Source organism: Mitsuaria sp. MSU3D (assembly GCF_056867975.1).
This window is the reverse complement of sequence record NZ_CP200314.1, coordinates 5,069,656-5,081,681: the sequence shown is the minus strand read 5'-3', so window position 1 is coordinate 5,081,681 and position 12,026 is coordinate 5,069,656. Positions and strand designations below refer to the sequence as shown.

Below are 12,026 nucleotides of genomic sequence, written 5' to 3'. Positions count from 1 at the left end.
TGTGTCGGCCTTGATATGGAAGTTCACAAAGCTGGCAATCGGCCACAAGCCCCAGCAACACGGCCCGCGTTCAATCGCCGCATTCTCAATCGGAGTGTCGGACGATGCGATTCAAGACCTGGGCCTGGGGCCTGAGCGTGGCCACCGCCGCCCTGCTGACCGCTTGCGGCGGCGGCAGCGACAGCAGTTCGGCGCAGATGCGCCTCCTCAACGCCAGCATCGGCTACGCCGCGCTGGACATGGCCGTGGACAGCACGACGGTGAACTCCGGCGTGGCCTATGCCGGCGTGGGCAGCTATGCCGACGTGAAGACCGACGCCACCGGCACCGAAGTGCAGAGCAACAACGTCGGCAGCACGCTGGCGTCGTCGACGCCGACGCTGGCCGCCGGCAGCCACTACACGATGATCGCGTACGGCTCGGCCGGCTCGGTGCGCACGACGCTGCTGCAGGAAGACCAGGACGCGGCGGCCACCGGCAAGTCCAAGCTGCTGGTGCTGAACCTGGCGCCGGACGCCGGCGCGATGGACGTGTACGTCACCGGCGCCGACGACTCGCTGGACACCGCCTCGACCGTGGCGAGCGGCATCGCGACCGGCTCGGGCAGCGGCTACATCACGCTCAACAGCGGCACCTTCCGCGTGCGGATCACCGCCGCGAGTTCCAAGACCGACCTGCGGCTGGACATCCCCAGCATCACGCTGCCATCCGCCGGTGTCTCGACGCTGATCCTGACGGGCAGCACCGGCGGCGTGCTGGTCAACGGCATCCAGCTGCTGCAGCAGGGCGCGACGTCCAACTTCCCCAACTCGACCGTCCGGGCCCGCCTGGTGGCCGCGGTGGGCGGCAGCGCGCTGGTCTCGGGCTCGATCGGCCAGACCTCGCTGATGCCGACCTCCGTGGCGCCGACGATCGGCGACTACACGACGGTCGCGGCCGGCACGGCGGACCTGTCGGTCTACGTCAACGGCGCGCTGATGTCGTTCACGAAGCCGGCGCTGACCGCGGGCAGCGACTACACGCTCATGGTGTGGGGCACGGCGGCGGATCCCAAGCTGGCGGTCCTGACCGACGACAACCGCCTGCCGACCAGCCCGACCACGACGGCCAAGATCCGCCTGGTCAACGGCGTGGCGAGCGCCACCACCGGACTGACGCTGAACGTCGACTACAGCGCGCTGGCCTCGAACGTGGTGGCCGGCACCTCGTCGTCGCCGCAGGCGACCGCCGCCTCGACCTCCGCGCTGCTGACGGTGACCTCGCCGTCCTCGACGACGCCGGTCTACAGCCTGAGCGAACTGGGCATCCAGGCGGGCTACGTCTACACCGTGTTCGTGATGGGCGACAGCAACGCAATGGTCGGTTCGCTGCGTCGCGAGCGCTCTTCCAACTGATCCGACCGAACCCATGATGCGTCGCTGAGCGCATCGGCCGGGAACAACGCCCGGCCCCGGGACCACTGAATGCGCGTCACAGCGCGACGGTCACCACGACCGCGGCCCGGTGCACCCTCCTCCCTGTTGGCCACGTCCTCTCACGAGGCGTGGCCTTTTTTTCGTCCTTCGGAAACGTCGCCCGCCCTTTCCAGTCATTTGGGTCAGCAGACTCATTCATTTGAGTCAGCGGACACCTTCTTTCACTAGAAGCCGTCGGCAGTTCCACCCATCCGAGTTGATGTGTCGGCAAAGCCTGCCCCCTAGTCTGCGGAGACCTCATCCACTCGATGTCCGCTGCCCGGGCGGCCACTCCGACCATGCACATTCCCGACCGCACCACACGATGGCTGATGCCGCTCGGCGTCATCGCCGCCACACTGCTGACCGCTGCCTGCAATGGCGGTGACGACAAGGACGCGCAGATCCGCCTGCTCAACGCGAGTCCCGAGTTGGCGAGCGCCGATCTGGCCGTCGACAAGGACAAGGTGGCGGGCCCGGTGTCCGCGCTCACGCTGGGGTCCTATGCGAACCGCGGCGATGGCCCCGTGTCCCTGCAGGTGCTCAACAGCAACGGAAGTGCCACCGTGGCCACGTCGCCCGCGACCTTGAAGGCGGACACGCACTACACCTTGATCGCGTACGGGCCCGCAGGCGCGGTGCGCACCAGCCTGCTGGAGGAGGAGCAGGAAGCGCCTGTCTCCGGCCAGAGCAAGCTGCTGGTCCTGAACGTCGCACCGGACGCCGGCCCGGTCGACGTCTTCCTGACCGAGCCAGCGGCCGACCCAGCCGACGCGCCGCCGTTCGCCACCAACGTGCTCGCCGGCGGATCCAGCGGGTTCCTGATGCGCAGCAGCGGCACCTACCGACTGCGCGTCACCGGCGCGGGGAAGCGCGACGATGTGCGGCTGGACCTCCCCGCCGTGACACTGGACTCGGCCAAGGTGTCGACGCTGGTGTTGCGAGGGGGAGCAGGTGGCGTTCTGGTCCACGCGTTGATGCTCCCGCAGCGCGGCGAGCTCACGCGCCTGGACAACGTATCGGCGCGCGTGCGGATGATCGCGGCGATGCCGGACGGGCGCGTCGACGGTGCCCTCGGAGGACAACCCCTGTTGGCCGGTCAGGCCTCGCCGACGATCGGCGACTACCGCATGGTGCCGGCCAGCGCGCCGTCGCTGACGGCTTCGGTCGACGGTCGTCCTGTCGCGGCCACGCTGCCGGCGCTGGTGGCAGGCGGGGACTACACCGTGATGCTGCGCGGCGTGTCCGCCGCGCCTGTCGTGACCGTGCTGACCGACGACAACCGCCTGCCGGCGGTGCCCGGCCAGGCGCGTCTGCGGCTGGTCAACGGTCTGGACATTTCGACCACGATGAACTTCGACTACAGCCCGGTCGTGGCCGCCGTCGATCCGGGCAGCTCGGGCTACGCCACCGTGGAGCCGGCCAGCGCCGCGTTGTTGACGGTCACCTCGACCCAGTCCATCGCGCCGCTGTACGCCGCGCGCGACGTCGCGATCGGCGCCAACGGCGTGTATGCCGTGTTCGTGGCGGGAGACCCCGCCGCACCCGCCGGCATCCTGCGGCGCGAACGCTGACCGGCCGCGGGTCCGGGCCGCCGGAGGGATTCCCCGTCGCGCATCGCTCCTCCTGACGGTCCCTGGCGGGGACATGCGGCAACATCGCTGCATGTCCCTGCCCGTCTACCGTCCCACCGTGACACAGGTCCGCCGCCTGCGCCAGCTCTGGCGCTCGGCCGGCTGGCCGTGCCAGGACATGCTGGAGGTGGAACTGCTGGCGCTGGGCTGGCTCGAGCGCCGGGTCGATCCCCACGGCCGTGAGACCTTGCGGCTGACTGAGGCCGGCATCGAGGTGCTGCACCTCGGACTCCAGAAAAACCGCACCGCACGCCACCGCCACGAGGATCTGGTCGCCCGCATGGCCGTCGAGCTGCAACGCGCGGGGCGTGTCGTCTGGCGGGGGCTGTCGCTGCGCGCCGGCCTCCCGCGTGAGGACGAGCCCGAGCGGATGCGATGGGTCAACGCGATGCCGGACGTCTACTCGGTGCGCAACACCACCGTCGAGGATTACCTCGAACCCGCCGTGCACGAGATCAAGGTCAGCCGGGCCGACCTGCTGTCGGAGCTGCGCCGCCCCGCCAAGGCGCAGGCCTACCTCGCACTCAGCGGCCAATGCTGGTACGTGCTGCGCGCCGGCATCGCGGAGGTCGAGGAAATTCCGCCGGCGTTCGGCGTGCTGTTCGCGCACGACTTGAACGGCGGCGAGGGTTTCCGTTTCGAGCTCGGCCGCCCGGCGCCGCGCCGGTCGATGAAACCGGACTTCGGCACGTGGATGACGCTCGCCAAGGCATATCCGGAGCCCGCGCCGCTCGACGAGGGTCAGGACTTGCTGGGCGAGGTCTGAGGTCCGGCGACGGGTGACCTCCGTCGTCCCCGGTTCTTGTGGCCGGGCGGCGGTGCAATGGCCGTTTTCGGACCGCTATCCTGCGCGCTCGCATCACGAGGGAGACGCCATGACCGACACGCCTGACACGCCTGACATCTTCGAAGGCGGCTGCGACTGCCGCCAGGTCCGCTACCGCATGACCGGCCGACCGCTGATCGTCCACTGCTGCCACTGCCGCTGGTGCCAGCGTGCGAGCGGCGCGGCCTTCGCGCTCAACGCGATGATCGAGGCCGACCGCGTCGAGCTGCTGGCCGGCGAACCGGTGCCGTTCTTGAACCCGAGCGAGAGCGGCAAGGGCCAGAAGATCTGGCGTTGCCCGAGCTGCGCGATCGCCGTCTGGAGCAATTACGCCGGCGGCGGCGACGCCGTGCGCTTCGTCCGCGTCGGCACGCTCGACGAGCCCGACCGCCTGCCGCCGGACATCCACATCTTCACCGCCTCCAAGCAGCCCTGGGTCCAGCTGCCGCCCGAGGCCGTCGCCGTGCCGGAGTACTACGACGTCCGTCAGCACTGGTCCCCCGAAAGCCTCGAGCGCGGAGCGATCCTGCGGGCGAAGCGTCCGTCCGGCACGGGGACGGCCCCCACGACTCAGGATCCGCCGCGCGGGGCCTGAGCGTCGTCGGGCGGGCCCAGGAAGCGCCGGAGAAAGCGCACCGCCCGATGATCCGTCGGCCAATGTCCCGTCAAGGCGCGGGCGAGGAGCCACACGGCGAGCGCCTCCCGGGTGGGTGCCTCAGCCGCGTCGCGCCCACGTTCTTCCAGGTGGAGGGCGCGCAGGAACTGATCCTCGCGGCCACGCGGCGATGCGACTGCTTCCAGCATGTGCGCCACCGCGAGCCAGATCGCGGACACCTCGGCACAGTCCGGCCGCGCGCGCTGGAGGCTCTGCTCGACGTCCAGCGCTTTCCACTGTCGACTCGTACCCGCGACAAAGATCCGCCGCTGCCCTTCATCAAGCGAGACCTGCGGCCCATGGGTCAGGACCGTCCCGATCGATGTGACCGGCACCATCCCCCGAGCGATGTCCGCCGACGGGACGGCAATGAAGCGCACCTCACGCAACAGGTCCTTGGCCGGCGCCGGCAGGTTCGATCTGAACTTCAGGATCGCACTGAGCGCCTCGCCGCTGACTGTCGAGCGAGCGGTCGTCGCCATGGCCGTCGCTCCAGGAACAACGCCATCGCGCGCCGGGTCCTTGCCCTCCGGGTCGGCCGCTGAATCTCGCTGAGGCTGCAAGGCACCGACGTCGCGCCGGACATCGTGCAACCACGCCCGGATCGACGCGATCGTGGCAGGGTCCGGGTGGTCCCTGTTCAGGTCCGACTGGGCCTTCTTCGCCCGCAAGGCGTGATGGCACCACGGCTCACCTTCGTAGCGGCGCAGGGTCATGAGCATCACGACCCAGACCCAGCGCTGCAGTTCGACCAACGTGCATCGGTCGAAATCGTCCGAGCAACGATGCCAGTCCGAGTTCGACTGCCAGTTTGGCCGGGACAAGGGCGCTTGAGACGGGTCGGATGCGGGCGCCGAGCCCGATTCGGTCTCGTCAGGCGAGGCAGGTGGCAGAGAAGGCAGGGAGCCAGGAATCATGGCGAATGCCAGGCGCGTCTTGCGCCCAGGGAAGGGGGAGAGGGTCCCTAGTGCCGTGCAAGATTAGAAGCGTCCCGCATATCGGGTTCTGCGGCGCGGCGCCACAATGCCAGCTTCCTCGACATCGACCGGCTCACGAGGCCGCGATTCCTGCCATGACCTTTCCCACCTCGATGGCGCGTCGTCTCCGCTCGGCCGCCCGTCTGACCGCCCTCGCCGCCGCGTTGTCCACGATCGGCGCGCTGCCGGCGCTGATGCCCACGGCCATGGCCGCGAGCGCCTCGGCCTCGGTGTCGTGGCAGGAGGCCTCCGGCGACGCCGACATCGAGCGCGCCTTCACCCAGGCCCGTGGCGAGAAGAAGCCGGTGCTGCTGTACTGGGGCGCCAAGTGGTGCCCGCCGTGCAACCAGCTCAAGGCGACGCTGTTCAACCGCGCCGACTTCATCGAGCAGTCGCGCGCCTTCGTCGCGGTCCACATCGACGGCGACAACCCCGGCGCCCAGCGCCTGGGCGCGCGTTTCAAGGTGCGCGGCTACCCGACCATGATCCTGTTCAGCAACGACGGTCAGGAACTCACCCGCCTGCCGGGCGAAGTCGATGCGCCGCAGGTGCTGCGCGTGCTGCAGCTGGGCCTGGCCGGCGGTCGTCCGGTGAAGACCGTGCTGGCCGACGCGCAGGCCGGCAAGAAGATCTCCGCCAACGAGTGGAAGCTGCTGGGCTTCTATTCGTGGGAAACCGATGAGCAGCAGCTGGTGCCCGCCGCGCAGCGTCCGGCGTTGCTCGCGAAGCTGGCTGCGGCGAGCCAGGGCGTCGATGAGGAGACGACCACGCGCCTGTGGCTGAAGGCGCTGGCCGCCACTGAAGGCGGCGGCGCCCTGAAGGCCGACGCCGCCCTGCGGGCGCGTGTCGATCAGGTGCTGGCAGACCCGGCCGCCGCCCGTGCGCAGATGGACGTGCTGAGCAACAACGGCGACGACATCGTTCGCGCGCTCTCCCCCGCGGCTGGCGCGGACCGGCAGGCACTGGTCGCGAAGTTCGATGTGGCGCTGAAGCGCTTCGAGGCCGACGCCTCGCTGTCGCGCGCCGACCGGCTGCAGTCGCTGCTGGCGCGTGTCGAGTTGGCCCGCCTCGACCAGAAGAAGGATGAGCTCGCTCCCAAGCTGCCGGCGCCGCTGCTGGCCGAGGCCAAGGCGCATGCCGCCAAGGTCGACAAGGAAGTCACCGACGGCTATGAGCGCCAGGCGGTGATCACGTCGGCGGCCTACCTGCTCGGACGTGCCGGCCTGTGGAGCGAGAGTGACGCGCTGCTGAAGGCCAGCATCGCCAAGAGCCACAGCCCGTACTACCTGATGAGTTCGCTCGGCAGCAACGCCCGCAAGCAGGGCAAGAAGGACGAGGCACTGCGCTGGTACGAGGAGGCCTTCAACAAGAGCGAAGGCCCCGCCACCCGCCTGCAATGGGGATCGAACTACCTGAGCGCGCTCGTCGAGCTGGCGCCGCAGGATTCGGCCCGCATCGAGAAGGCCGCGGCGCAACTGCTGGCCGAGGCCGAGAAGGACAAGGGCGCCTTCTACGAGCGCAGCGCGCGCTCGCTGCAGAAGGTCGGCAGCCAGCTGGTGGCGTGGAACGCGAGCGGGCAGCACGACGCCTCGCTCACTCGTCTGCGCGCCCAGCTGGACGGCGTCTGCGCCAAGCAGGACGCCGGCGACAAGGGCGCCTGCGAGTCGCTGCTGAAGAAGAAGGGCTGAGGCCCCTCCTCGTCCCGAGTTACTTCAGCAGGCCCTCAGCCTTCATCGCTTCCTGGACCGCCGGCCGCGCCGCGATGCGGCCGCGGTAGGCGACCAGGTCCGGATAGCCGGCCAGGTCGACGCCAACGTGCTGGCCCCAGTTCGAGACGGTGAACAGGTAGGCATCCGCCACCGAGAACTGGTCGCCCATCAGGAACTGCTTGCCCGCGAGCTGCCCGTCGACCCACTTGAAGCGCTCGTGCAGCTTGGTCCGGAAGACGCCCTTGGCGTCCTCGGAGATCGCCGGATTGAACAGCGGGCTGAAAGTCTTGTGCAGTTCGGTGGTGATGAAGTTGAGCCACTCCTGCAGCCGGTAGCGCGCCATCGTGCCGTTGGCCGGCGCGAGCTGCTTGTCCGGCGCCTGGTCGGCGATGTATTGGATGATCGCCGGCCCTTCGGTCAATCGCTGGCCGTCGTCCAGCTCCAGCAGCGGCACGTAGCCCTTCGGATTGATGCCGTAGTAGTCGGTGCCGTCCTGCAGCTTGTGGGTCTTGGTGCTGGCCATCACCGGCTCGAAGGCCAGGCCGGCCTCGCGCAGGACGATGTGAGGGGACAGCGAGCAGGCGCCGGGACTGTAGTAGAGCTTCATGGGGGGTCTCCTTCTGACTTGTCGATCGTACTCGTACAGTCTGCCAGTCCCCACCGCGTCCAAGGGCCTCCTCCATGAGCACTGCTTCCTCCGCCAAGACCTACGCGTTCGAAGACTTCACCGTCGGCCAGGTGCGCGAGTTCGGCTCGCGCCTGGTCGACCGCGAAGAGGGTCTCGCCTTCGCCGCCGCCTACGACCCGCAACCGCTGCATCTGGATGAAGCCGCCGCCGATGCCTCGGTGCTGGGCGGCCTGTCGATCAGCGGATGGCAGACCTGCGCGCTGGTCATGCGCATGATGTGCGACGCCTACCTCCTGGACTCCACCAGCCAGGGCTCGCCCGGCATCGACAACCTGCGCTGGCTCAAGCCGGTGCGCCCCGGCGACACGTTGCGCGTGCGCATGACCGTGCTGGAGACGAAGGCCAGTCGCAGCCGTCCGCAGATCGGCCTGGTGCGTTCGGGCTGGGAAGTCTTCAACCAGAAGGACGAGCAGGTGATGAGCATGGAAGGCTGGGGCATGTTCGGTCGCAGGGAAAGCGGGTCGGAAAGCTGACCGAAGGCACCCGCCCGCGCGCCTCCCGCTCGCCATAATCGCCGGGCACCAAGGAGGAGCGAGTTGATGACGATGCGTCCCGGGGCAAGCCCTGTCCCCCGAGCCTGGCCGATCCGCGCCCTGGCCCTGATGGCGATGGCCGCCGTGGCGGCCTTGTCCGGCGTCGAAGCGCGGGCCGATGCTCCTGGCCGAGCGCTGCAACCCTGCCGCGTCGAGGGCGTGCCCACCGAGGTCCTGTGCGGGAGCCTCAAGCGCCCGCTTGATCCCGCCCGACCGGATAGCGTCCGCATCGACGTTCACTACGTCGTCGTGCCTGCGCTGGCGCGCAACAAGCTGCCGGATCCGGTGCTGCTGCTTGCTGGCGGGCCCGGTCAGAGCGCCATCGCGCTGACGGCCACGGTGATGCCCCGCCTGTCCCGGCTGAACTACCGCCGCGATCTCGTGTTCATCGACCAGCGGGGCACGGGACGGTCGGCACCGCTGGCCTGCCCGGACAACAGCGGGCGCAGCCTCGACGAACTGCTGAAGCCCGGCGCCAAGGTCCGGCTGCTGGAACAGTGCCGCGATGCGTTGAAGCAGCTGCCCTACGGCGACTTGCGCTTCTTCACGACGACGATCGCGATGCAGGACATGGACGCGGTCCGCGCGGCGCTTGGCGTCGAGCGCTGGAACCTGGTCGGTGCGTCCTACGGCACGCGGGCGGCGCTCGAGTACCAGCGTCAGTTCCCTGATCGCGTGCGCCGCAGTGTCATCGACGGCGTCGCGCCACCCGACATGGTGCTGCCGGTCACGTTCTCGCAGGACTCGCAGCGGGCGCTGGACACGGTGTTCAGCGCTTGCGCGGCCGATGCGTCCTGCGCCTCGCGTTTCCCCGGTCTGCAATCCGAGTGGCAGGGGCTGCTCAAGAGTCTGCCGCGCAAGGTCTCGTTCACGCATCCGCTGACCGGCCGGCCGGAGGAGGCGACGCTGACGCGTGAGGGCCTGCTCGGGCTGGTCCGGCCGCCGCTGTATGCCCCCAGCGTCGCCGCGGCGCTTCCGGCCGCGTTGCACGAGGCCTCGCTGGGTCGCTTCGACGCGCTGGCCGGTCTGGCCGGTCAACTGGGCGGCGGATCGCGGGCGATGCGGATCTTCGAGGGCATGCACTTTTCCGTCGTCTGCGCCGAGGACGCGCCGCGCATCGCGGCCTCGACCGAAGCGCCCGCGCCCGACTTCGGCACCCTGGACCGGGACCTCTATGCCCGTGTCTGCGGCGCGTGGCCGCGCGGCGAGGTGCCGCCGGCTTTCTACACGATCCCGACGGCCAGGTCCCCGGTCCTGCTCACCAGCGGCGGGAACGATCCCGCCACGCCGGAGCGGCACGGGCAACGCGTGAAGGTGGCGCTCGGTGACCAGGCGCGTCACGTCGTCGTCGGTGCCGCCGGCCACGGCGTCGCGCTGACCCTGCCCTGCATGCGCGACGTGCTGTTCCGCTTCATCGACGCGCCGCGCGACGCCGACGCGCTTCAAGTGGATGCGAGTTGTGCCAAGGGCGTGCCCCGTCCGCCCGCGTTCCTGCCCCCCACGCCGGCCGCCATCGCGGCCGCCGCCTCCGCCGCCCGGGAGTCCGACCGATGATCCGCCTGCATGCGCTCCACAAGACCTTCCAGACGCGCGGCGGAGGGTCGCTGGCGTCGATGTTCGGAAAGAAGGCCCAGGCCCGTACGGTCATCGCCGTGGAGCACCTGAACCTCGACGCACCCAACGGTCGCATCACCGGCCTGCTCGGCCCCAACGGCGCCGGCAAGACCACGTCGTTGCGGATGCTCGCGGGCCTCTTCCCGCCCGACCGCGGCACGATCGAGGTCGACGGCCTCGACGTGCTGAAGCAACCGCGCGCGGCCTTGGCGCGGATGGGCATCCTTGGTGACGCGCACGGCCTGTACCCTCGACTCACGGCACGCGAAAACATCGTCTACTTCGCGCGGTTGCAGGACATGCCGATGGACGAGGCGCAGGCACGGGCCGAATCGCTGGCCGAGTTGCTGGACCTTCGCGCGATCCTTGATCGCCGCGCCGAAGGCTTCAGCCAGGGCGAACGGATGAAAACCGCTCTGGCCCGCGCGCTCGTCCACGACCCGGCCAACATCGTGCTGGACGAGCCCACCAACGGTCTGGACGTCGTCGCCACGCGCGCGTTGCGCGAGGTCCTGCGCCACCTGCGCTCGCCCGAAGGCGGTGGCAAGTGCATCGTCTTCTCCAGCCACATCATGCAAGAGGTGGAACAGCTCTGCGACCAGGTGGTCGTGATGTCCCACGGCCGCTCGGTGGCCACGGGCACCGTCGACGGACTGCTGGCGCAGACCGGCCGCCAGCGCTTCGAGGACGCCTTCGTCGACCTCGCCTTCCCTGAAGCCGCGCCCGCGCGCCTGGAGTCCGCATGAACGGTCCGTTCTTCAAAGCCTTCCGGACGGTCTTCGCCAAGGAGGTCCTCGATGCCCTCCGCGACCGCCGCACGCTGCTGCGCCTGCTGATCCCGTCGGTGCTGATGGGCCCGCTGATGCTGACCCTGATGTCGGGCTTGGCGGCCTCGCTGCAGGAGCGCGCGGAGCAGCGCGAGGTGCTCGTCGCGGGCATCGAGCACGCGCCGACCCTGCGCAACTACATCGAACGCCAGACCTACACGATCAAGACCGCGCCCGTCGACTACGAAGCGCGGCTGCGCGATTCGAAGCTCACCGATCCGGTCCTCGTCGTGCCGGCGGACTTCGAGACGCTGCTCGCAGGCGGCGAGCCGGCGACGGTGGAGATCGTGAGCGACAGCGCCAACCAGCGCGCGGAGGCCGGTGTCGGCGCGCTCGGCCGCCTGCTGCAGGGCTTCAGCAGCGAACGCGCGACGCTGACCCTGGCGATGCGCGGCATCGGCGCGCAGCAGCTCCGCCCGATCGACGTCCAGGAACGCGACCTCGCCAGCATGCAGGCGCGCTCCACGCGGCTTACTCAGATGTTGCCGATGTTCATCATGATGGCGGTGCTCTACGGCGCGCTGACCGCGGCGCTCGACAGCACCGCCGGCGAACGCGAACGCGGTTCGCTCGAACCGCTGCTGGTCAACCCGGCGCCTCATTCAGCGATCGTCGCGGGCAAGTGGGCCGCCGTGCTGATGGCCGGGCTGCTGGTTGCGGTGCTGTCCAACCTCAGCTTCCTGCCCGGCCAATGGTTGATGCGCAGCGACGCGCTCGCCGCGATGTTCCAGTTCGGCTGGGGCGAGGCGTTGCGCTTCCTGCTGCTGCAGATCCCGCTGGGCGCGGGGCTGTCCGCCGTGCTGATGGCGCTGGCGATCCGCACCAAGACCTTCAAGGAGGCGCAGGCGAGCACGACGCTGGTCATCACCGCCATCGCCCTGACGCCGATGGTGGCCATCGTCAATCCAGGGGGAGAGGCCTCCTGGCACTTGTGGGTGCCGGGGCTCGGTCAGAACCAGCTCATGATGCAGGTGCTCAAGGGCGAACCGCTGACCTTTGCGAAAGTGATGCCGACGGTGATCGTCGGTGCCGCGCTCACGTTCGGCGGACTCGCGCTGGTGGCCCGCTCGATGCGCGCCGCGGTGGCGCGATGAGCGGCACCAGGGTAC

Annotated in this window: 11 protein-coding genes; 9 read left to right on the top strand and 2 right to left on the bottom strand. The window is 69.5% G+C overall.

Translation table 11 applies throughout. The features are described from left to right. The first annotated feature begins 104 nt into the window (after window positions 1–104). The 4 genes from AC1VNM_RS22300 (at window position 105) to AC1VNM_RS22285 (ending at window position 4,509) form a co-directional block, all read left to right on the top strand. Entirely contained in the window at window positions 105–1,394 is a 1,290-nt protein-coding gene (locus tag AC1VNM_RS22300; protein ID WP_483108336.1) for a DUF4397 domain-containing protein, read from the top strand. Window positions 1,395–1,786: 392 nt separating this feature from the next. After that, window positions 1,787–3,028: a DUF4397 domain-containing protein gene (locus AC1VNM_RS22295; RefSeq protein WP_483108335.1), complete on the top strand. Its 1,242-nt coding sequence runs from the start codon at window positions 1,787–1,789 to the stop codon at window positions 3,026–3,028. A gap of 91 nt (window positions 3,029–3,119) precedes the next feature. Continuing rightward, window positions 3,120–3,854, top strand: coding sequence for a hypothetical protein (locus tag AC1VNM_RS22290; protein ID WP_483108334.1), 735 nt, complete (start codon window positions 3,120–3,122; stop codon window positions 3,852–3,854). A gap of 109 nt (window positions 3,855–3,963) precedes the next feature. Beyond that, window positions 3,964–4,509, top strand: coding sequence for a GFA family protein (locus AC1VNM_RS22285; protein WP_377158788.1), 546 nt, complete (start codon window positions 3,964–3,966; stop codon window positions 4,507–4,509). Here the strand turns inward: AC1VNM_RS22285 and AC1VNM_RS22280 are convergent. Continuing rightward, entirely contained in the window at window positions 4,485–5,324 is an 840-nt protein-coding gene (locus tag AC1VNM_RS22280) for a hypothetical protein (RefSeq protein ID WP_483108333.1), read from the bottom strand. The two genes, AC1VNM_RS22285 and AC1VNM_RS22280, sit on opposite strands and share 25 nt — an antisense overlap. Window positions 5,325–5,641: 317 nt before the next feature. On the opposite strand from AC1VNM_RS22280, the gene AC1VNM_RS22275 reads away from it, so the two are divergent. After that, window positions 5,642–7,234, top strand: a complete 1,593-nt coding sequence (locus AC1VNM_RS22275) for a thioredoxin family protein (RefSeq protein WP_483108332.1) — start codon at window positions 5,642–5,644, stop codon at window positions 7,232–7,234. Between the two features lie 19 nt (window positions 7,235–7,253). On the opposite strand, the gene gstA is transcribed toward AC1VNM_RS22275, so the two are convergent. Beyond that, window positions 7,254–7,862 carry a glutathione transferase GstA gene (gstA, locus tag AC1VNM_RS22270; RefSeq protein WP_483108331.1) on the bottom strand — a complete coding sequence of 203 codons (609 nt, stop codon included), beginning with the start codon at window positions 7,860–7,862 and terminating at the stop codon, window positions 7,254–7,256. A 74-nt stretch (window positions 7,863–7,936) separates the two neighbouring features. Here gstA and AC1VNM_RS22265 point away from each other — a divergent pair, with 74 nt between their 5' ends. From AC1VNM_RS22265 to AC1VNM_RS22250, 4 genes are all read left to right on the top strand, one after another. Next, window positions 7,937–8,416, top strand: coding sequence for a MaoC family dehydratase (locus AC1VNM_RS22265; RefSeq protein WP_483108330.1), 480 nt, complete (start codon window positions 7,937–7,939; stop codon window positions 8,414–8,416). Window positions 8,417–8,482: 66 nt separating this feature from the next. Further along, window positions 8,483–10,030, top strand: coding sequence for an alpha/beta hydrolase (locus tag AC1VNM_RS22260; RefSeq protein ID WP_483108329.1), 1,548 nt, complete (start codon window positions 8,483–8,485; stop codon window positions 10,028–10,030). After that, window positions 10,027–10,836 carry an ABC transporter ATP-binding protein gene (locus AC1VNM_RS22255; RefSeq protein WP_483108328.1) on the top strand — a complete coding sequence of 270 codons (810 nt, stop codon included), beginning with the start codon at window positions 10,027–10,029 and terminating at the stop codon, window positions 10,834–10,836. Before AC1VNM_RS22260 ends, AC1VNM_RS22255 begins: the two co-directional genes overlap by 4 nt. Beyond that, a complete protein-coding gene (locus tag AC1VNM_RS22250; protein ID WP_483108327.1) occupies window positions 10,833–12,011 on the top strand; it encodes an ABC transporter permease in 1,179 nt (392 codons plus the stop codon). The genes AC1VNM_RS22255 and AC1VNM_RS22250 overlap by 4 nt, the downstream gene beginning before the upstream one ends. The last annotated feature ends 15 nt before the right edge of the window (window positions 12,012–12,026 follow it).